General features: G+C 34.9%; 21 protein-coding genes. 10 read left to right on the top strand and 11 right to left on the bottom strand.

Annotated elements, in window-relative coordinates; genetic code table 11:
- Nucleotides 1–69: 69 nt before the first annotated feature.
- The 3 genes from IWX80_RS02240 to IWX80_RS02230 form a co-directional block, all read right to left on the bottom strand.
- Nucleotides 70–930 (bottom strand): NAD(P)-dependent oxidoreductase, encoded by an 861-nt coding sequence (locus IWX80_RS02240; protein ID WP_196851995.1) that lies wholly within the window; start codon nt 928–930, stop codon nt 70–72.
- 90 nt (nt 931–1,020) lie between these two features.
- The gene (locus tag IWX80_RS02235; RefSeq protein ID WP_196851994.1) at nt 1,021–1,410 is read right to left on the bottom strand and encodes a hypothetical protein; all 390 of its coding nucleotides are present in this window, start codon (nt 1,408–1,410) and stop codon (nt 1,021–1,023) included.
- Between the two features lie 162 nt (nt 1,411–1,572).
- Entirely contained in the window at nt 1,573–3,483 is a 1,911-nt protein-coding gene (locus tag IWX80_RS02230; RefSeq protein ID WP_196851993.1) for a HEPN domain-containing protein, read from the bottom strand.
- 407 nt (nt 3,484–3,890) lie between these two features.
- Between IWX80_RS02230 and IWX80_RS02225 the strand changes: the two genes are divergently transcribed.
- A complete protein-coding gene (locus tag IWX80_RS02225) occupies nt 3,891–5,297 on the top strand; it encodes an APC family permease (RefSeq protein ID WP_091164695.1) in 1,407 nt (468 codons plus the stop codon).
- A 390-nt stretch (nt 5,298–5,687) separates the two neighbouring features.
- Here the strand turns inward: IWX80_RS02225 and IWX80_RS02220 are convergent, their stop codons facing one another.
- Complete coding sequence (locus IWX80_RS02220; RefSeq protein ID WP_196851992.1) at nt 5,688–7,136, bottom strand: glyceraldehyde-3-phosphate dehydrogenase; 1,449 nt, start codon at nt 7,134–7,136, stop codon at nt 5,688–5,690.
- A gap of 157 nt (nt 7,137–7,293) precedes the next feature.
- Nucleotides 7,294–8,694, bottom strand: a complete 1,401-nt coding sequence (locus tag IWX80_RS02215; RefSeq protein ID WP_196851991.1) for a S1C family serine protease — start codon at nt 8,692–8,694, stop codon at nt 7,294–7,296.
- Between the two features lie 138 nt (nt 8,695–8,832).
- Here IWX80_RS02215 and dapF point away from each other — a divergent pair, with 138 nt between their 5' ends.
- The 5 genes from dapF (at nt 8,833) to IWX80_RS02190 (ending at nt 12,966) form a co-directional block, all read left to right on the top strand.
- On the top strand, nt 8,833–9,636 hold the full coding sequence (gene dapF, locus IWX80_RS02210; protein WP_196851990.1) for a diaminopimelate epimerase: 804 nt from the start codon (nt 8,833–8,835) through the stop codon (nt 9,634–9,636).
- Between the two features lie 18 nt (nt 9,637–9,654).
- A complete protein-coding gene (locus tag IWX80_RS02205; protein ID WP_113665283.1) occupies nt 9,655–10,188 on the top strand; it encodes a GNAT family N-acetyltransferase in 534 nt (177 codons plus the stop codon).
- 81 nt (nt 10,189–10,269) lie between these two features.
- Nucleotides 10,270–11,310, top strand: a complete 1,041-nt coding sequence (mltG, locus tag IWX80_RS02200) for an endolytic transglycosylase MltG (protein ID WP_196851989.1) — start codon at nt 10,270–10,272, stop codon at nt 11,308–11,310.
- Nucleotides 11,280–12,227, top strand: a complete 948-nt coding sequence (locus IWX80_RS02195; protein WP_442899812.1) for a DUF2279 domain-containing protein — start codon at nt 11,280–11,282, stop codon at nt 12,225–12,227. Before mltG ends, IWX80_RS02195 begins: the two co-directional genes overlap by 31 nt.
- A 97-nt stretch (nt 12,228–12,324) precedes the next feature.
- A complete protein-coding gene (locus IWX80_RS02190; protein WP_196851987.1) occupies nt 12,325–12,966 on the top strand; it encodes a peptidoglycan-binding protein LysM in 642 nt (213 codons plus the stop codon).
- A 72-nt stretch (nt 12,967–13,038) separates the two neighbouring features.
- Here IWX80_RS02190 and IWX80_RS02185 read toward each other — a convergent pair whose 3' ends face one another.
- The 5 genes from IWX80_RS02185 to udk form a co-directional block, all read right to left on the bottom strand.
- Nucleotides 13,039–13,557 (bottom strand): hypothetical protein, encoded by a 519-nt coding sequence (locus IWX80_RS02185; RefSeq protein WP_196851986.1) that lies wholly within the window; start codon nt 13,555–13,557, stop codon nt 13,039–13,041.
- A gap of 328 nt (nt 13,558–13,885) precedes the next feature.
- The gene (scpA, locus tag IWX80_RS02180) at nt 13,886–16,024 is read right to left on the bottom strand and encodes a methylmalonyl-CoA mutase (RefSeq protein WP_196851985.1); all 2,139 of its coding nucleotides are present in this window, start codon (nt 16,022–16,024) and stop codon (nt 13,886–13,888) included.
- A gap of 68 nt (nt 16,025–16,092) precedes the next feature.
- Entirely contained in the window at nt 16,093–17,457 is a 1,365-nt protein-coding gene (locus IWX80_RS02175; RefSeq protein WP_196851984.1) for a methylmalonyl-CoA mutase subunit beta, read from the bottom strand.
- A gap of 48 nt (nt 17,458–17,505) precedes the next feature.
- Nucleotides 17,506–17,829: an FtsB family cell division protein gene (locus tag IWX80_RS02170; RefSeq protein ID WP_196851983.1), complete on the bottom strand. Its 324-nt coding sequence runs from the start codon at nt 17,827–17,829 to the stop codon at nt 17,506–17,508.
- A 150-nt stretch (nt 17,830–17,979) separates the two neighbouring features.
- Nucleotides 17,980–18,588 carry a uridine kinase gene (udk, locus tag IWX80_RS02165; RefSeq protein ID WP_121364591.1) on the bottom strand — a complete coding sequence of 203 codons (609 nt, stop codon included), beginning with the start codon at nt 18,586–18,588 and terminating at the stop codon, nt 17,980–17,982.
- Nucleotides 18,589–18,737: 149 nt separating this feature from the next.
- Between udk and IWX80_RS02160 the strand changes: the two genes are divergently transcribed.
- The 4 genes from IWX80_RS02160 (at nt 18,738) to IWX80_RS02145 (ending at nt 21,113) form a co-directional block, all read left to right on the top strand.
- A complete protein-coding gene (locus IWX80_RS02160) occupies nt 18,738–19,319 on the top strand; it encodes a Crp/Fnr family transcriptional regulator (RefSeq protein ID WP_196851982.1) in 582 nt (193 codons plus the stop codon).
- Between the two features lie 89 nt (nt 19,320–19,408).
- Nucleotides 19,409–20,161 (top strand): pirin family protein, encoded by a 753-nt coding sequence (locus IWX80_RS02155; protein ID WP_196851981.1) that lies wholly within the window; start codon nt 19,409–19,411, stop codon nt 20,159–20,161.
- Nucleotides 20,162–20,200: 39 nt separating this feature from the next.
- On the top strand, nt 20,201–20,731 hold the full coding sequence (locus tag IWX80_RS02150) for a YceI family protein (RefSeq protein ID WP_196851980.1): 531 nt from the start codon (nt 20,201–20,203) through the stop codon (nt 20,729–20,731).
- A 70-nt stretch (nt 20,732–20,801) separates the two neighbouring features.
- The gene (locus IWX80_RS02145; RefSeq protein WP_196851979.1) at nt 20,802–21,113 is read left to right on the top strand and encodes a hypothetical protein; all 312 of its coding nucleotides are present in this window, start codon (nt 20,802–20,804) and stop codon (nt 21,111–21,113) included.
- 58 nt (nt 21,114–21,171) lie between these two features.
- On the opposite strand, the gene IWX80_RS02140 is transcribed toward IWX80_RS02145, so the two are convergent.
- A complete protein-coding gene (locus IWX80_RS02140; protein ID WP_165151789.1) occupies nt 21,172–22,053 on the bottom strand; it encodes an SDR family oxidoreductase in 882 nt (293 codons plus the stop codon).
- Nucleotides 22,054–22,123 lie beyond the last annotated feature (70 nt).

Raw genomic sequence — 22,123 nt, 5'->3', positions numbered from 1 at the left:
CTTTTTTGTTTATTGTTCAGACCAATTAAACATAATAGTTTATTAGCTGGATGTATTGCTATTCAAATATCACTTATTTTTTAGACTGCTGATAATCGCCATAACATCTTGATCGCCTAATCCTTCTTGTTCTGCTGTAGCATAACTGTCATACAATGGATGAATCAACGGAGAATCGAGTCCGGCTTCTTTGGCCAGTCTTAAATCTTTGACTAAATGTTTCAGCGCAAATGCTGCCGGGTAAGAATCATTCAAAATGGAAGATGTTTTGATATTCGTGATTCCGTTGCCACAAGCACCTTGATTGATGATATTGAGCATGTCTTCTTTACTTACGCCGTTTTTCTCGGCAAATAAAACCGTTTCAGCTATTCCTTGAAGGTTCAATCCTAATAAGTAATTGATGGCTAATTTAGCTGAACTAGCCACGCCAGATTCACCTACGTGAATCGCAATTTTACCCAAAACGTCAAATATCGGTTTGGCTAATTCGTAATCTTCATTCGAAGCGCCCACGAGAATAACTAAAGTTCCGTCTTGTGCCGGTTTTACACTTCCAGAAACGGGAGCATCTATAAAATGTACATTATGTTGGTTGCAAATGGTCTTCAAATAACGCGAGGTTTCCGGAGCAACGGTACTCATGTTGATGATGGTTTTGCCCGAATTGGTTTTAGACAATAAACCCATTGGTCCCTCAAAAACTTCTTTTACGGCCGCGTCATTGGATAACATCGTCAAAACTACGTCACAAGTTTTCATTAGTTCTTGTAAACTGCTTGCTGATTTTGCTCCTGCAGCCAGTAATGGCGCTTCTTTATCTTTGGTGCGATTGAAAACGGATACTTCAAAACCCGCTTTGAGTAGGTTCATCACCATTGGGTTTCCCATGTTGCCAAGGCCTGTCCATCCTAATTTTAATGTATTCATAGTTTTTAGTGTTATTTATATTATTTCCTCATTGTGGGCACAGTTTGCAAAACTGCGTTAACGATTGTTGTATATCAGCGCGGTCGGGATTTAATTTATTTGAACTTTATATTTTATCAGAATTGCTAATGACGATATTATCGAAGGAAGAAACATCACAATCAAAACGACAATAGGCTCATATGAGTCACCAATGCCGTAACTCTTGGAAAAAATAAATGGCGATAGAATCGCAAACACACATCCAAAAATCAATGAAAATATAGCTGTTAGTTTTATTATGAGTTTATGTTTAAAATCATTCAATCCAAATCTCCGGGCGTTCCAGCCGGTAACAGCCATCCCTGTAAATATTGTTAAAGTCAAGAATGCAGTAATCTCTAGAGTTTCATAAATTAAAATTAGAAACATTATAAGTGCCATTATTGAATAAAATATAACTGAAATCCATCCAAAAATTCGAACTGTTTTTTCTTTCATTTTACTTTAATTCTTTTCGGATTCTCTGCTGGCGCGAGCGTCCGCTCGTGAACACAATTATTATCTCACTATATTTTAAAAAAAAATCTAATGACTGACACAAACTAAAATCATATTAATCCATTAACACTCATCACGAGCGGGGGGTGAAATAGTTGTTTCTTATTTCTCAAATAAATTTACTTTTCCGCTTTCTAAATCATTGATGAATTTTTCTTTTTTCAAAAATAAGTTAATCATAAGATTTGATAATTCAACATTATTTTCATTATACTCAAAAATCAATTTTCTAATCAAATCACCTGAGTAATCCCTTATTTTCCATACAAGATATGGCAGTAGTGCATTGTCAAAATGAGCATTATGAACAATTAAATTTCTAAATCTATAAATCATTAAAATATCATTTTCGATAAGTTTTATCTGTTCTTCAATGATTTTTTTTGTTGATATGGCATTATTATAGAATTGGCTTATAGTTTCAATTTTTTGAATTAAAAATAAATCAGTTTCGTAACTTTTTATTTCATCCAAACTTTCAATAAATTTTTGAAGATAAATGCTTTCACCAACTTGAGGATTTAGATTTGCTTTAGCAATCAATTCCGCTGGGAAATTATATTTATCATTTTTAAAAAAACGATTGTCTACAATATTGTTATAGTGCCAATATAATTCCCAACCATATTCATATATAAACATAAATATTTGAACTGAAGCGACAACTTCCTGGACTAATTGAATTTTGCCTTTTTTATTATTGTTAAGAATATCATTTTTTATATCGTATTCAAGATTAAATAAATTTTCAATAGCAATCCAGTAATTAAGCATTTTATCCTCTTGTTTTGAAGATTGTTCTGCTTTACTATACCAGTGTATTGCGTTTATTAATTTTGACTTTGTTCTTTTATTTGAATCATTTTCGTCCCATAAAAATTTAAAATCATTTAGACTTTTATCTAACTCGTTTATATTTAAAGAATTACGATGCTTAACAAACATATCATTACGATTGCTTCCCCAAGACGAATAAATAAGTTTACCATTTTTTGAAATCAGATAGTTCGATGCATTGACTTTAATTTGTGTTTTTGTGTTATGATAACTAGTTATTACATCCAAAGTATTTTCTAATTTCGTAATTGCATTGGCTAATGAAGATTTAGGGAGTAGATAATTTATTTCAACTGATGCTTGTATAAACTTTTCCTTATCATCCGATATTCTTCGTTGTAAATCTTCATCATCAAAACTTTCTCTTTCTTCAACAAATCTTTTTTTATCGAGAGAATAGAAATTGACATCACCTATCTTCAGGTCCGCATTTCCTTTTAACCCTTCAACAACAAAAATGTAGTTAACTTTTTCTTTTTCCTTGTAAAAAAATGAAGAAAGTGATTTTATTCGATCCTCTAGAGTTAGGTTATCAATAAATGAACAAATATCGCTGTTAAATTTATCTCTGTTGAATTCGTCATTTATTCCATAATTTTCATGTTTAAATGAATGCGGGTAATCTGTGGTTAAAAAATCTGTGTTATCAATATTTTGAATATTGTAATTGTCAAATACTTTCATTGCAAACTTTTTAATATCTTCTAAATCATATCCTTTTTTAATAAATTCGACAATTAAATTTTGGGTAATGTAAGTTATAGTATTGATAAATTCTATTGATATATTTTCATCTTTACAAAGTTCTTGTTTTAAATAATCTATGCAGTTATCAAAGTAAAGCCCTTTTTCAAATTCAATTTTTATACTTTTTGCTGTTTCCAAAATGTAATTATTTCGGTCACTGTTAAATATGGTTCTTAAGATTTTAAAACTTGAATTAAATTGCTGTTTTATTACATAGTCATTTTCAAGATAGTAACACAGTTTGGAATAAAAATATTTTTTATTATCGATATTTTTAAAAGCATTTTCTTCAATTTCTGTTATAATATCATCAACTAAAATGTTTGGACTATATAAGTTTAGGCCGTAAGAACGTTTTAGAAAATTTGAAATTAAATCTTCCCATAAGTTTGTCCAAAATTTTGTTCTTAATTGAATATTATCTGTCATTGAGTTTTGTTGCTATGAAGTGTATTTGGTCTGACAATTAGTACCGACTTGTATATACTCGCTACAAAATAGCGCATATACACCTAATGTCAGTTATATTGTCACTATTGATTGACTTATTATATTTTCTCAAATATATTAAATTTTTCTTACAATTTTTCTTGAAAAGAATAAACGTTATTTTTATTGCGGTTTGCGTGAGGGAGGGAAGTGGCATCCTTTATTTTCTTTCTTTAAGAAAAAAAAGATACAGCCTACGGCTCTACCCAAAGTGGCGAGGAGGAACGACAAAGCTGCTGCAGGGTCACGCCCAAAGGAACAATCTCACTTTTCCCATCCTTTTTATGAAATTTCCAAAAAAAGTATATCTTTAGCCAACTAAAACCAAAACCCCAAAACCAAAAAATATGGAAGACCAAAAACCAGACGATTTTAAAAGAGAATTAGGATTACTTGATGGAACCATGCTTGTGGTGGGTTCTATGATAGGTTCCGGGATATTTATTGTAAGCTCGGATATGGTTCGCCAGTTGGGATCTGCCGGTTGGTTGATTGCTATGTGGGTGCTTACGGGCGCCATTACAGTGATTGCCGCCGTGAGTTATGGCGAGTTGAGCGCGATGTTTCCTAAAGCGGGTGGGCAATATGTGTACATTAAGGAAGCGTATGGGAAACTGGTGGGTTTCTTGTACGGTTGGAGCTTTTTTGCCGTGATACAAACCGGTACTATTGCTGCCGTGGGTGTGGCTTTTGCCAAATTTGCCGCCTACTTGTATGCACCTTTAAGTGATAAGAATATTTTATATGAGATTGGGGATTTCAAACTCAATGCGGCCCAGATTGTTTCTATTTTTACTATTATTTTGTTGAGTTACATCAATAGTCGCGGGGTGAAAAACTCTAAGATTTTACAAACGGTTCTGACGGTTATCAAAATTCTATCGTTGGCAGGTTTGATTATTTTTGGTTTTATGGCTGCCAAAGCGGAAGTTTGGGATGCAAACTGGACGAATGCATGGACTTCTCAAACACTAAATGTAGAAACGGGTTCGTGGTTACCCATCAGTGGAACGGCTTTGATATCTGGAATTTCGGCAGCATTAGTAGGTTCGATGTTCTCCAGTGTGGCTTGGGAAGGTGTTACTTTTATCGCCGGCGAAATTAAAAATCCAAAACGCAATGTGGGATTGAGTTTGTTTTTAGGAACCTTAATCGTGAGTGTGATTTATATTTTGGCTAATATCATGTATTTGGCCGTGGTGCCTTTGTATGATATTGCTACAGCTGAATCTGATCGTGTGGCTGTTGTGGCTTCGCAAAGTATTTTTGGTTCGGTGGGAACATTAATAATCGCTGTGATGATTATGATTTCGACTTTTGCCTGCAACAACGGATTGATTATGGCAGGTGCGAGAGTGTATTATACAATGGCGCAAGACGGTGTTTTCTTCAAGAAAGCCGCTGAACTGAATCATGCCAGTGTTCCGGCTTGGTCTATTTGGGCGCAGTGTATTTGGGCTTCGGCGTTATGTCTTACTGGGAAATACGGAGATTTATTAGATTTTGTGGTCATCATCGTTTTGATATTTTACATCTTGACTATTTTAGGAATATTTATTCTGCGCAAGAAAATGCCAAATGCCGAAAGACCATATAAGGCTTTTGGATATCCATTTTTGCCGGGATTGTATCTAATTATTGCCACGGCAATTTGTATCGCTTTGTTGTATACTAAAACCAGCACCAGTGGTTGGGGTGTTCTGATAATGCTGATTGGTATTCCAGTGTATTATTTGACAAAAGCTAAGGAGTAGTTTTTTTTAGTTATGAGTTATGAATTATGAGTTATGAGTGATGAATTATGAGTGATGAATTATGAGTGATGAATTTGCGGATGTTAAATCGAATTTTCAAAAAAGACTTTTTTGGTAATCAGTGAAAATGTGCGTTATCTCCGTTCCATTCTGTACAAAAATGAAAGTAACACTTTAGAAAAAATCCGTTTGATCCGTGTCATCTGTGGCTAAATTTGGTGTATTAAGGCCATAAAAATATAAACAAAAAAATCCGTCACGTTTGATAACGCGACGGATTTTCTATTTAATTCAGGCTGGGTTAAGGTTGTATTAAATTTAAAACTAAGCAGACTAAAAACTAAAAATAAAAAAATTACAACCTCAAATCCACAACCTGTAATCTATAGGCTAGTAATACGTGAAACGTCTTACTTTTGCAATGTATTTTGCTAATCTGATGACTTGGTGGCTGTAACCATATTCGTTATCGTACCAAATGTATAGCACGATATTTTTTCCATCGGCGGAAACGATTGTGGCATTACTATCATAAATAGCAGGTTGCGATGTACCAACGATATCCGATGAAACCAACTCGTTATTCATTGAATATTTGATTTGTTCCACCAATTCGCCTTCCAAAGCGTATTTTTTCATGATGGCATTGATGTCCTTAACGGATGTTTTTTTGGCTACTTCCAGATTCAAAACGACCAATGAACCATTAGGAACCGGCACCCGAATCGCATTTGATGTTAATTTTCCTTCCAATGACGGCAATGCTTTTGCAACCGCGCTTCCGGCGCCCGTTTCAGTAATCACCATATTTAAGGCTGCAGCTCTTCCACGACGGTATTTTTTGTGCATATTATCCACAAGATTTTGGTCGTTTGTATAGGCATGGATGGTCTCCAAATGTCCTTTGACAACTCCTAAAGTGTCTTCAACAGCTTTCAAAATTGGCGTAATCGCATTAGTAGTACACGACGCCGCCGAAAAAATGTTGATTTCGTCAGGATTGTATTCGTTATGGTTTACACCGTGAACAATATTAGGAACTCCTTTTCCGGGAGCGGTAAGTAGTACTTTGTCGGCACCTTTGGAAACCAAATGACGGCTCAATGCTTCGTGGGTCGTAAAAGCGCCTGTGTTGTCAATTACCAAAGCATTATCAATTCCGTACTGTGTATAATCAATTTCTTCTGGACCATTTGCAGTTATCACGTGAACGGTTGTTCCATTAATAATCAAAGCATTATTTTTAGTATCAGCAGTAACTGAACCTTGGAAATCACCGTGAATAGAATCGTAACGAAGTAAAGAAGCTCTTTTTTCAAGAGAAGTAGCATCATTTTTATCGCGTGTCACGATAGCGCGCAAACGCATTTGACTTCCTTTTCCGGTTTTCGACATTAATTCTCTGGCTAATAATCGACCAATTCGACCAAAACCATATAGTACGACATCTTTTGGGTGAATGTCCTCCGAGTTTTTGGCGTTTTTCAATTTATCAATGACGAAATATTTAGCGTCTGGATATTTATCTTCTTCTAAACCATATTCGTACGTAAGTTTTCCAATGTCCAATTTTGCAGGCGGCAAATTCAATTCTAAAATAGCTTTTGCAATTTTAACCGAATCAAATACCGAAATGGGTTTGCCTACAAATTCAGCGGCATATTCATGCAGGTTGATAATGTCACTGACATTTCTATCAATTAATTGATTTCGGAATAAGACCATCTCGATGGATTTGTCATACCATAAATCGCTGATGATTTTAATCAGTTTTACTCCTGCACGTCGCCTGTCGGCTTGAAAAGAAACTTCTTTTTCGTATAAAGTTGTGGTTGCCATGTTGAAAATTTAATGAAAATAAGTGATTGTATTTTTTAAAATTTGCGCAAAAGTACCCATTTCAATCGATTTCGTAGTGTGTTTTATGATTTATTTATAAAATAAAAAACCACCTTGATTTTTCAAGATGGCTTAGGTTGTGAATTTTTCGAACGTGTTAGAGAATGACGCGCATTACTTCTCCATTTTTATTTATCATTTCGATTCGAACCGTTTGGCTTTCCTCTTTTTTATTTACAAGTTTAGATACCGTTTCTACATCGGTAGCTTTGATATTGTCAATGCTCAAAATAATATTTCCTATCAACTCGTCTTCATATTGTTTCAAGTTTTGGCTGGTAATCGATTTGATTTTTACACCGTAATCAATTTTGAATTTTTTCTTGTCAGCAGCTTCAATGTTTTCTAACTCAATGCCTTTGAATTCCGCATTGAAAAATTCATTTTTGCTCAACACTACTGGAACCACTCTAGTTTTTCCATCTCTAATATAAGTTACCTGCACTTTATCATTCGGTCTTTTCGTATTGATGTAACCGGAAAGATCCGCAAACGTAGCAACATTTTGTTCGTCTAATTTGATGATGACATCGCCTTTTCCTAATCCTGATTTTTCGGCACCGGAATTTTTAGTTACTTTATTGATGTAGAATCCCTGTGTTTGGCCAATTCCTAATTCTTTGGATGTCATACTGTTCAATTCGCCACCTTCAACGCCAAGAATTCCACGTTGTACATTCCCAAATTCCATGAGATCCTCAATGATTTTTCGGGCAATATTCGAAGGAACAGCAAACGAATAGCCAACATAAGAACCGGTCATAGAGGAAATCATCGTGTTGATTCCTATCAGTTCACCACGCGTGTTGACCAAGGCGCCACCACTGTTTCCAGGATTTACCGCAGCATCTGTTTGTATGAAAGATTGGATTCCGCTGGTGTCTAAATCTCTGGCTTTCGCCGAAACAATTCCGGCGGTTACCGTTGAAGTCAAATTATATGGATTTCCGACTGCCAAAACCCATTCGCCCACTTTCACCGAATCAGAATTGGCAAAAACAGTATAAGGTAATTTCTCGTTTGCGTCAATTTTCAATAAGGCAATATCCATTTTAGAATCGGTTCCAATGAGTTTTGCCACATATGATTTTTTGTTATTTAAGGTAATTTCAATCTCTGATGCACCTTTAATTACGTGATTATTGGTTACGATATAACCGTCTTCAGAAATGATAACTCCAGAACCTGTTCCTACTTGTTCCTGGGATTGCCCGCCTTTATACCCATAAAAATATTCTAAAATGGGATTTGTAATCGTTCTGCGGGAGACGTTTTTTACGTGTACAACCGTATGAATAGTTTTTTCTGCTGCTTCAGTAAAATCAAGTACATCCGATGATAATCCTACTTTCTTTCCGTAAGAATCGGATGCCGTTGTGACTCCTGAATTTTTATCATTAGAAAAATATCCATTGGTGTCAAATAATAATTTGTATGAACCTAGTGTTACTACTCCGCTCAACAGGGAAACCATAAATAGTGTTGAAAATTTTTTCATAATTAAATTCGTTTATTAAGATATTTACTCGTAAAAATAAAACTAAAATTGATTCGGAAAATGTAGTTTAACGCTCTTTAACAATGATTAACATTTCATTAATAGTTCGTACTTTTGTTGGACTCAATACAAATTAAAATGCAACTAGAATTTTATAAATACCAAGGAACAGGAAATGATTTTGTGATGATTGATAATCGTTCGGAGTTTTTTCCAAAAGAGAATACACAACTTATTGAGCGTTTATGCGACAGACGCTTTGGAATAGGAGGCGATGGGCTGATTTTATTGGAAAATGACACGATTGCTTCGAATCTCGCAACGGCCACCGATTTCAAAATGGTCTATTACAACTCAGATGGAAATCAAAGTTCTATGTGTGGCAACGGTGGACGCTGTTTAGTGGCTTTCGCCAAAAAGCTGAACGTAATCGAGAACGAAACTACTTTCATTGCCACAGATGGTTTACACCACGCAACAATTGGCGATGACGGATTGGTTGCACTACAAATGATTGATGTTGATGCGGTAAAAATAAGTCCAGATCATGTGTTTATGAATACAGGTTCGCCGCACCATGTGCAACTAGTAGACGATTTAGAAAACTATAATGTCAAGGAAAACGGAGCCGCTATTCGATACGGAGATTTATACGGGAAAGCAGGAAGCAACATCAATTTTGTAAAACAGATTGACGACACCACTTTTTCGCTACGAACGTACGAAAGAGGCGTAGAGGACGAAACTCTTTCTTGCGGAACAGGCGCTACAGCAGTAGCAATTGCGATGAATGTGTTGGGAAAAACAGATTCTTCTTCCATTGATTTAAATGTGGAAGGCGGAAAATTAGTAGTTTCTTTTGATAAAGGAGAAGGGAAATTTACGAATGTTTTCCTGAAAGGACCAGCAGAATTTGTATTTAAAGGAACGATCGAGATTTAAATAAATTCTAAATCAAAAATGAAAACATTAAAAGGCGACAACATCTATATACGTGCATTAGAACCCAATGATTTGGAGTTTGTTTATGCGATAGAAAACGACCAGAGCATTTGGGAAGTCAGTAATACACATACACCTTACAGTCGATTTTTAGTCAAACAATATTTAGAAAATGCCCATCAGGATATTTATGAAGCCAAGCAATTGCGATTGGCTATTTGTCAGGATCAGGATTTTCCGGCCTTAGGTTTAATCGATTTATTTGATTTTGATCCAAAGAATAACAGGGCAGGAGTGGGTATCGTAATCCAAAATAACGAAAACCGAAAACAGAATATTGGGTCCGAAGCTTTGGCATTATTAATAGAATATGCTTTTTATAATCTTAATTTACACCAATTATATGCAAATATTGGTACCGAAAATGAAGCAAGTAAAGCTCTTTTTACTAAATTTGGATTCGAAATGATAGGCGTCAAAAAAGATTGGACTTTTGTAAACGGAAAATACAAAGACGAAGCTATTTTTCAATTAATTAATACTAAATTTTAAAAAGTACAGTTGTAATTCCAAATCTTTTAAAGATAAAAGGAAGATTATAAATACTAATACTCCAATAAAAAAATACCACATATGAATATAAAGAAAATCATCACTATAGTTTCCGTAATTTTAATATCATTATTAATGATTTACGGATTGGTTATTTTACGTCAGATTTTTTCCTCCAACACAAAATTTTCGGAGAACGAAGTCTATGTTTATATTCCAACGGATTCTAAATATGATGATGTCAAAAAAATAATGGCACCTTATGTCGAAAACATGGATCGATTTGACATGGTTGCCAGCAAAAGAGGATATTCTGATAATGTTATTCCGGGACGTTTTTTAGTGACAAAAGGAATGAACAGTTATGAACTGGTGAAAACTTTGCGACTTAATTCGGCAGTAAAGTTAGCTTTCAACAATCAGGAACGTGTGGAAAATTTAGCGGGACGCGTAGGTTCGCAAATTGAAGCCGACAGTTTATCGTTATTGAATTCGTTTAAAGATTCTATTTTTCTAAAGGAAAACGGGTTCAATGAAGAAAACGTTTTGGTGATGTTTATTCCGAATACATACGAGATTTATTGGAACACAACCGCTGAAAAGTTTCGCGATAAAATGATTAAAGAATACCGTAATTTTTGGAATAAGGAAAGAGTTGCCAAAGCACAAAAACAAGGACTTTCTCCAATTGAAGCTACTATTTTGGCCTCCATTGTTCATAAAGAATCCGTGAAAAAAGACGAAAGACCAAGAATTGCAGGCGTGTATTTGAATCGTTTGAGAGCTGGAATGCCTTTGCAAGCGGATCCAACAGTTATTTTTGCGATGAAAAAGAAATCGAATGATTTTAATCAGGTTATTAAGAGAGTTTTCTACAATGATTTGACGATGGCGCATCCGTATAATACGTATATGAATTTGGGTCTTCCTCCTGGACCTATCGCTATGCCAGATATCACCGCATTAGAAGCTGTTTTAGATCCTGAGAAAAATAATTTTATCTATTTCTGTGCCAGTGTGGAACGTTTTGGATACCATGAGTTTGCTGCGACCTTAGAAGAACACAATAAAAACGCCAAAAAATATTCCGATTGGATCAACAGTCAAGGAGTGAAAAGATAGTTTTGAGATACAAAACACTTTTGCTTTTTTTATGCTTAATTGGATTTCAAATTGGAAATTCTCAAAATACTGCAGAAAGCTTTTTTAAACCGTCCGATTCTTTAAATAGGAAAAGACAAAATTCAGTGATTATTTCGGAGGCTGTTTTGGCGACCGGAACTTTAGCAGGTTTGAACCAACTTTGGTACGCCGATTATCCTAAATCTGATTTTCATTTTATTAATGATAATTCTGATTGGCTTCAAATGGATAAAGCCGGCCATGTATTTTCATCGTATCATTTAGGTCGGTTTGGTGCCGAAATGCTACAGTGGAGCGGTGCTACTAAAAAAAATCAGTTGCTTTACGGCGCTGGACTCGGATTTGCATTTCTGACCGCTGTTGAGGTTTTAGACGGTTATTCCTCTGAATGGGGCGCTTCTTCTGGCGATATAATTGCTAATGCTACTGGAACCGCTATGTACGTTTCCCAAGAGTTAATGTGGCACGAACAACGGATTACACCAAAATTCTCTTTTCATACTACTAAATATGCAAGTGAACGACCGGAAGTATTGGGTAGTTCCTTCTCGGAGCAAATTTTAAAAGATTATAACGGACAAACGTATTGGCTTTCGGTTAATTTACATTCTTTTGCAAAAGGCTCTAAAATACCAAAATGGCTGAATTTAGCATTGGGTTATGGAGCAGAAGGAATGATTACTGGAAGAACTGAAAATCCAGCCACTTTTTTAGCTTCGAATCCACGGCGATTTAGACAATTTTACCTTAGTTTGGATGTCGATTTAACAAAAATTAAGACCAATTCTCATTTTTTAAAGACCGTTTTTTCGGTTTTTAATACCGTTAAAATTCCTGCACCAACCATCGAATTTGTGCGTTTCAACGAGGTAAAATACCACTTTATCTATTTTTAGAAAAGTTTAACTACTTGATTATCAGTATAATTATTTTTGTTGTATCTTTGCGCGTAGAAATTTCATAACGGGACAGCGTTTTGAAGAAAAACAATTTATGATAAAGAAATGGTATTTTTATGCAAGTTTGACTGTAATTACAGTTTTTTTGAGCTCAGGTTTTAGACCTTTTAATTTAGAAACCAACCCATGGTTTCTCATCAATGAAGAAGATGGAACACACTACTTATATCCATCGGAAGAACAAGAAGAATACACTAATTTAAACATCCCTTATACCGGAAACTTCTTTATTGGATTTAAAGAAGCCATCGGATATAGAGAATCTGAAAATAAATATAAAAAAATCAATTCTCTTGGTTATATGGGTAAATACCAGTTTGGTATAGAAACATTAAAATCAGTTGGTATTTACAATCGCTCCGCTTTTTTGAATAGTCCTGAATTGCAGGAAAAAGCATTTTTAGCGCTTTTAGCAAAAAATAAATGGGAGTTGAAAACGGAAATTGAAAAATACGAGGGCACAATATTAAACGGCATTCAAATCACAGAATCCGGTATCTTAGCTGCGGCACATTTAGGAGGCGCAGGATCTGTTAAAAAATATTTTAAACACAAGGGAAAACGTAATTTTAGAGATGCTTACGGAAGTTCCATACGATCTTATATGAAAATGTTTGGAGGTTATGATACCTCTTTCATCGTTGCCGATATCAATGCAAAAGTGAAAAATATTTAATCATTTTTACTGCTAAATAAAAAAGAGGCTGTCATGAATTTGACAGCCTCTTTCCGTTTAATTATAAATGGATTATTTTGCTTTAAGAATTTCTCCATTTGGACGTACTAATAATTTTACGACTTCCTTATCCTTTTTGATTTTAACATTATACTGTTTCTTGATGATGTCTCCGTCCTCTTGTGTGTATAAAAAACTGTCATTGACAATAGAATAGCCAGGATACGTTCTGTAAATGGAGTAAATAACTTCACTGGGAAGTCTTACGTTTTTAAAATTTTCTACCACGCGTACTAATTTTCCGTTTTCATTATAAGTAGCGGTCAAAGAGCCGTTTTTTGCTTCCATTACCACAAGATATTCTTCATAACCCTCTGCATCTTTTCCTAAATCATAAGCGATGAATTTTTCTTCCACCATTTTGACCCTTTGATCCGGATTATTATCGGGGATATAAACTGAAAAATCAGTTCCAACCCTTTTAATGACTACACCAGGCAGTTCCTCAATTTTGATTTTTCCTTTCTCCGTCACCTGAGCCAATGCTGTGAAAGAAAAACTTAAAAGAATGATAATAATAAGTGATTTCATAATATTTAGTTTTAAATTAATTAATGAGTTTTAATACTTGTATTACGCTAATGAATGCTAAGGCTTGTCTTTTCTTCCCCTTTTTTTTTGAAATATTTAATTATCTGTTTATCAATGATTTAAAATGTAAATTATCACAAGTATATGTAAATTTACCTATTTTTTAAAGGTCTGACTGTTAACGTATTCCATAAACAATGTTAATAAAAGGATAGAATTTCAATTTTTTTTAATAAGATTTAAATGATTTATTTTCATTGTTTTAACAAAAAAAAGCATCAACCTTTCGGCTGATGCTTTGTATGTATAAAATTTTTATGAGTTATTTTTACTCGAAACTTCCCATTAAAATTTCTAATATTTTAATAGCTGCTTCGCTAATTTTTGTACCGGGTCCAAATACGGCAACAGCACCAGCATCAAATAAAAATTGATAATCTTGTGCCGGAATTACTCCGCCTACAACTACCATAATATCTTCCCGGCCGTACTTTTTAAGCTCTTCGATTACTTGAGGTACCAATGTTTTGTGTCCTGCGGCAAGAGAGGAAACTCCTAAAATATGCACGTCGTTTTCTACTGCTTGTTTGGCAGCTTCGGCTGGCGTTTGAAAAAGTGGGCCAATATCAACATCAAAACCTACATCGGCATAACCGGTAGCCACAACTTTTGCACCACGATCGTGTCCGTCTTGTCCCATTTTGGCAATCATGATTCGTGGGCGACGTCCTTCTTTTTTAGCGAATTCATCTGCCAGTTGTTTTGCTTTTTCAAAACTTTTATCGTCTTTTATTTCTTTACTATACACACCGCTAAAGGATTTAATTTGTGCTTTGTATCTTCCAAAAACCGTTTCCAGTGCGTCACTGATTTCTCCTAGTGTAGTTCGGTTTCGAGCTGCTTCAACGGCAATTTCCAGTAAATTCCCTTCACCAGTTTGAGCACAAAGGATTAATTTTTTCAGTGACTCCTGAACTTTTTCAGAATCTCTGGTTGCTTTGATTCGGTCTAATTGTTCCAGTTGTTGCTTGCGGACCATTTGGTTATCCACATCCAAAATCTGTAAAGGATCTTCTTTTTCTAATCGGTATTGATTGACACCCACAATAATATCCTGTCCGCTGTCTATTCTGGCTTGTTTTCTTGCTGCCGCTTCCTCAATTCTAAGTTTTGGAATTCCAGATTCAATGGCTTTGGTCATTCCGCCTAGCTCTTCAACTTCCTTGATAAGTTTCCAAGCATTTTCTGCAAGCTCATTCGTTAAACTTTCTACGTAGTAACTGCCGGCCCAAGGATCGACGGTTTTGGTGATTTTAGTTTCTTCTTGTAAATATAGTTGCGTGTTTCTGGCAATTCTAGCCGAGAAATCTGTTGGTAAAGCAATGGCTTCGTCCAAAGCATTGGTATGCAAAGATTGCGTTCCTCCAAAAGCAGCTGCGGCTGCTTCAATACAGGTTCGTGCCACATTATTGAAAGGATCTTGCTCCGTTAAACTCCAACCCGAAGTTTGACAATGGGTTCGCAAGGCTAATGATTTGTCATCTTTTGGTTCAAATTGTTTGACCAGTTTCGCCCATATCATTCTTCCCGCACGCATTTTGGCAATTTCCATAAAATGGTTCATTCCAATCGCCCAGAAAAAGGATAATCTTGGAGCAAATTCATCAATTTTCATTCCGGTCGCTAATCCAGTTCTAATGTATTCCAATCCATCGGCCAGTGTGTAAGCCAATTCAATATCAGCAGTTGCTCCGGCTTCTTGCATGTGATATCCAGAAATTGAAATCGAGTTGAATTTCGGCATTTTATTACTGGTAAATTCAAAAATATCCGCAATGATTTTCATCGAAGGCGTTGGCGGATAAATATACGTGTTACGCACCATGAACTCTTTCAAAATGTCATTTTGTATCGTACCGGATAGTAGCTCGGGTTTTACGCCTTGTTCTTCGGCAGCGACAATATAGAAAGCCATAATAGGTAAAACAGCGCCATTCATCGTCATAGAAACGGACATCTCATCCAGCGGAATTTGGTCGAATAATACTTTCATATCTTCCACGGAATCAATTGCAACTCCCGCTTTTCCTACATCGCCAACAACTCGTTCATGATCCGAATCATACCCACGGTGTGTAGGTAAATCAAAAGCGATGGAAAGTCCTTTTTGACCCGCAGCCAAATTTCTTCTGTAAAAAGCATTACTTTCTTCGGCTGTTGAAAATCCGGCGTATTGACGCACAGTCCAAGGTCTGCGGACGTACATTGTGGCGTAAGGTCCGCGTAAATTTGGTGCAAAACCAGCTCCAAAATCAAGATGAGTAAGATGCTCAATATCTTGTTCTGAATAGGTTGGTTTTAGTTCGATTCCTTCTGCGGTTAGAAAATCTTCAGCCAAAGACTTTTCATCCTCCACTTTCAACGCTGTGCTCTCTAATTTTATATGTTGTAAATTTTTTCTTTTCATTTGTTTAGTACCAAATTACACGAATGCTGATGAATTTTTTAATTTTGATTAACCGAAATTTCCGGATGTTATTCAAGATCTAATCTTTCCTGTTCTATTTTCTCTGCTAGACGTTTTTCGATTATTGGTGTAATCAAGGTTTTTCTTGGTTTGACTTTTACAAAAGGAAACAATTCTAAATCATGTTTCATTTTGTCCTGTTTATTAGGATGTTTGTTTGTGCCTAATAGAATTTCTTTCCCAGAATCAAATAATTCCTGAGCTGTGTCAGCACTTTCCTGAATTTTCCTTTTGATGATTCCGTCATTAAGTTGTTTCAGGAAACCGCCATTTGCCTCTATATCTTTGAACAAAGCCAATGCTTTTTCGGCTAATTGATTGGTGAGATTTTCGATATAATAACTTCCGTCAGCTGGATTATTGACTTTGTCAAAGTAACTTTCGTTTTTAAGAATCAACAATTGATTTCGGGCAATTCGGTCGCCAAATTCATTGTCTTTATGGTATAAGGCATCGTACGGTAAATTCGCAATAGCATCTGCTCCGCCAATAATTGCACTCATACATTCAGTTGTGGTACGCAACATATTTACATTATAATCGTATAATGTTTTGTTTCGTTTGGTTGGCGAAACAATAATGTTACAATCTAAATTGTGGTTGTATTCCTTGGCTATCAGATTAAAAAGTAATCGCAACGCACGTAGTTTTGCAATTTCGAAAAAGTAATTTGTACCAACGGCTACTTCAAAAACAATAGGTTGGTTTATGGTTTCAATTCGATTGAAATATTCATTGGCTTGTCCTAAACTATAAGCAATTTGCTGCACCATATTGGCACCTGCATTTTGATACAAAGCAGCATTTATACTGATTAATGACACTGATTTTGTTTCTTCCGAAAGTAAATTCAGGGTATCAAAATTACTTTTTTCGTTAGTTGTAAACCAGTTTCCGTCTTTGGCTAATTGTCCAATTGGATCCAGATTGCAAAAAATAACAGTATTATTTTTTTTTGCGAAAGCATCAATTTTTTTAACGAAATCGATTGAAATAAATGCAAGATTAAAATAAACGGTAACTTTTTCTAATGGTAATTGCTCCAAAAGATTAGTAATATCAATTGATTCGTTTTCTATTGTAAACCGAATACTATCCGCACCACGACTCAATGTGTCGCGCGCTCTTTCTATTGATTTTTCAACATCGTAAACAAATATATTTTGACAAATTTTGAATTCAGTTGCTTTTGTAGAAACAGGAAAAGCTTTAGTGAATTCATCTTTGTGATAAAAAGGTTTTACCTGAATGTCTTCCGGAGAATTCCAAACTAAGGTTTCATTATAATCCGCACCTTTGAGTTCAAATTGGATTTTTTGTTTCCATTGTTTGGAGGAAATGGGATTGAAATCATCGAAAAGGTTTGTAGCCATTTTGTGGTTGATTAAATTATGGTTTTGAATAATTAATATTTTAATTATTTATTTTTTTTCAATCGTGTCACCTTCGAATTCGATGATATAAATATCTTCACTATCTTTTTTCATATAGTATTTTTCGCGGGCGTATTTTTCTATTTGTTCTGAATTTTTTAATTGCTTGATGTTTTCCTGATCCTTTTTTATTTCTTCTTTATAATAGGTTGCGTTATCTTCTAAATCTTCAATTTGCTGATCCAAAATACGATGACCGAAGTAAGAATAATTGTCCAAGAAAATCATCCAAACGCAAAAAAAACACAAAACCCAAACGTATTTGTTACTCAGGAATTTAAACCAAGATTTGTCTTTATACGGATTTGTCATTTTATTTTTTTTAGCCCCGATTAAACTGGAAATCCTTTTAGTAGGTGATTCTGACGAAGGAAGATTCACCTACTAAAAGATTGCAATCTCGTTTTCAGGACGAGACGGGAAATAGCTCGTAATAATTATTGCATTAAAATTACAACTAAATTATAGAATTTTTTGATTTATTACCGCACGAACCACATCAATGGCTACGGTATTGTATTTGTCGTTTGGTATTATGATGTCGGCAAATGCTTTGGTTGGTTCAATGAACTGCTCATGCATTGGCTTCAATGTTGTTTGGTATCTGTTGATTACTTCATTCATATCACGGCCACGTTCCGCGATATCTCGTTTCATCCGTCGGATTAATCGCTCGTCAGAATCGGCGTGAACGTATATTTTTACATCAAATAATTCTCTTAATTCTGGATTTGCAAGGATTAAAATTCCTTCGACAATCATCACTTTTCGAGGATGTGTAAAAACGGTATCGTCCGTTCTGTTGTGTGTGACAAAGGAATAAACGGGTTGATGGATGTTGTTTCCTTCTTTTAATTCCTTGAGATGAGCCACTAATAACGGGAAATCAATGGCACGAGGATGATCAAAATTAATTAATGCTCTTTCATCAAATGATAGTCCGTGATTTTCTTTGTAATATGAGTCTTGAGAAATAATACCAACTTCAGTTTGTGGTAATTCATTCATAATCTGATGTACAACGGTTGTTTTTCCGCTTCCTGTACCACCTGCAATTCCTATAATGAGCATAAATTTTTTGTTATGTTTTTATCGGAACAAAAATAGGAATTTAATCGGGAGCAGTTTTTCTTTTTTTAAGAAATATTGCTAAATTGCTATATTTATTTAGGGGTTATTAATTGACATTTTTCTATCTTTAGTTTCTAAAATTTAAAACATTGTATTCACAAATCAATAAAAACATAAGTCGGTATGTCACTTTTGAACCAAAAGAATTAGAAATTTTCAATTCTTTATTGGAACATAAAACGGTTTCTAAGAAAACGATTTTACTTCATGAAGGCGAAATGTGCAATTTTGAAGCTTTTGTCATCAAAGGCTGTGTCCGAAAATATTATATTGACGCTAATGGTTTAGAAGTAATTCTGCAATTTGCCATCGAAAATGCTTGGGTGAGTGATATATCTTTTAGTATTTATGAAGATAATCCTAGTAGAGTGTACATTGAAACATTAGAAGATTGTGAATTTTTTATGTTTAGCCCTGAAACAAAAGAGGAATTATTTTCGAAAGCCCCAAAGTTTGAACGTGCTTTCCGTATTCTGATGCAACGAAGTCTTGCCGTTACACAAGACCGTTTATTTAATACGATTTCTAAATCGGCAACCGAGAAATATTTAGAGTTTCTCGAATATTATCCCACACTTTCACAGCGCGTTGCCCAGCATTATATTGCTTCTTATCTGGGAATTTCAGCTGAGTTTCTTAGTAAAATAAGAACTAAAATCGCTAAACTTTAAATTCTAGTTTTTTTCATTTCTTGTCCTAGTTCAATGCGAGCGCTTTTTTTTTGACGCAACTTTGTATTATAATATTAAAGATCAAGACAATGGAAAATACAGATAAAATAAAAGACGGCATAATTACTCATTCCGTTTTGCATAAAGCAAATACTCGCGGTCACGCTAATCATGGTTGGTTAGAATCCTATCATACCTTTAGTTTTGCCAATTATCAAAATCCAGAACGTATGAATTTTGGAGTCTTACGCGTTCTAAATGATGACAGAGTCAGCCAAGGAATGGGTTTTGGGAAACATCCACATGATAACATGGAAATTATTTCTATTCCGCTCGAAGGTGATTTAGAACACCAAGACAGTATGGGAAATACTACCGTAATCAAGGAAGGTGATATTCAGGCGATGAGCGCTGGTACCGGAATTTTTCATAGCGAGTACAATAAAAACAAAGATCAGTTGGTTAAATTTTTACAGATTTGGATTTATCCAAATAAAAAAAATGTAACGCCTCGTTATGACCAAATTACTTTAGATTTAAATGATCGTCACAATAAATTACAGCAAATTTTGTCGCCAAATCCAGAAGACGAAGGGGTTTGGATTCATCAAGATGCTTGGTTTCATATTGGGAAGTTTGACAAGGATTTTTCTACTTCGTACGAATTGAAAAAACCGGGAAATGGAATTTATGCTTTTGTTTTAAAAGGTGATTTTAGAATAGGAAACATCGCTTTAAATGAACGTGACGGATTAGGGATTTGGGACACAAATTCAATTAAAATTACCGCTAATTCAGCTAAAGCAGAGATCCTATTGATGGAGGTTCCAATGCAATTGTAATCTAATAAATAATAAAAATAACTAATAAATATCAAAATTATGTCAACAACAAAATGGGTAATTGACCCAACACACTCAGAAATTGGTTTTAAAGTAAAGCACATGATGTTTACTAATGTTTCAGGTAAATTTTCAAAATTTGATGCAACGATTGAAGCAGAAGATAGCAATTTAGAAAACTCGAAAATAGAATTTACAGGAGCAATTGATTCTATAACAACAGGAAACGCAGATAGAGATACTCATTTATTGAGTGCTGATTTTTTTGATGCTGCTCAGTTTCCAGAAATTAAATTTAGTGCTACTTCTTTTACCAAAATTAATGAAGGCGAATATGAATTGGTTGGTGATTTAACATTACACGGCGTTACAAAATCAGTGAAATTAGCTGCTGATTATGGAGGATTAATGAAAGATCCATGGGGAAATACCAAAATGGCTCTTGCATTAGAAGGAAAAATCAACAGAAAAGATTGGGGATTAAACTGGAATTCGGCTCTTGAAACAGGAGGTGTTTTAGTAAGCGAAGAAGTTCGTTTGAACATCGAATTGCAATTTTTACAACAATAATTTTAAAGTAAACAAACACAAACTTCAAATGAATTATTTCATTTGAAGTTTGTGTTTTTTTAAAGATGAAATGATGGGAACCACAAATATTTTATACATAGGAAGACATCCCGAAATTTTGGCAACTGTAGTCCGATTGATAAATGCAAACGAGAATTGGAATGGAGTAGGCGTTATGAATGATGAGGAAGCGAAGGAAATTTTTCTAAAAAAAGATTTTTCACTTGTATTGTTGGGTTCCGGAATTCAGGAAGAAAGTGAAGCTGAATTGTGTGCTTTTTTCAAAAATAAAAACCCAAATATTAGGATTGTTCAGCATTATGGAGGTGGAAGTGGTTTACTGAAAAGTGAAATTCTACTTGCCTTAGGAAATACTAAATAGTAGCAGAAACAAAAAGAGAGCCATGTGAATGACTCTCTTTTTATTTTATATAAAACTATTATTTATTCTTTTTTGCTTTAATCATCATTTCCAACTGATCCCAAAGTTCTTCTGGAATTGCTTCAAGTAAATTGAACTGTCCAGCCCCTTTCAACCATTCACCACCATCAATTGTTATGACATCACCGTTGATATATGCTGAAAAATCAGAAACTAAATAAGCCGCTAGATTGGCTAATTCCTGATGATCTCCCACACGTTTTAATGGCACTTTTTTAGCCATATCAAATTTTTCTGCTAAATCTCCAGGTAACAATCGGTCCCACGCACCTTTAGTTGGGAACGGTCCAGGAGCAATTGCATTCGAACGAATTCCGTATTTTGCCCACTCTACCGCGAGACTTCGTGTCATTGCCAAAACTCCTGCTTTTGCAGTAGCGCTAGGTACCACGTAAGCAGAACCTGTCCAAGCATAAGTTGTAACAATATTCAAAATGGTAGATGATTTTTGTTTGGTGTCAATCCAATGTTTTCCAAAAGCTAGGGTACAGTTTTTGGATCCTTTTAAAACGATATCAATTACAGTATCAAAAGCATTAGCAGATAATCTTTCGGTTGGAGAAATAAAGTTTCCGGCAGCATTATTGAGTAAAACATCTACCTTGCCAAAAGCTTTCAAAACTTCTTGAAGCATATTTTCCACTTCTTCATAATGACGCACATCACACTGAATTGGTAGACAAGTTCCGCCGGTTTCCGTTTCCAGTTCTGCAGCAGTATTTTTCAGTTTTTCTAAATCTCGGGAAGTAATGGCCACTTGCGCACCCAATTCCAAGAAATATTTGGTCATTGCTTTTCCTAAACCGCTTCCGCCTCCGGTTACGACAATCACTTTGCCTTTTAGGGCATCGTCGCGTAACATTTTATCTGTATAGCTCATATTTCGATATTTTTTTATTGTAAATATAATAAAATTAAATAGTATGCATGCATAATAAAAATAAATTTCA

Origin of the sequence: Flavobacterium sp. CAN_S2 (assembly GCF_015752255.1) — a bacterium.
Lineage (GTDB): Bacteria > Bacteroidota > Bacteroidia > Flavobacteriales > Flavobacteriaceae > Flavobacterium.
Note: the sequence above shows the minus strand (reverse complement) of the source record. Positions and strands in the feature narration are given on the sequence as shown.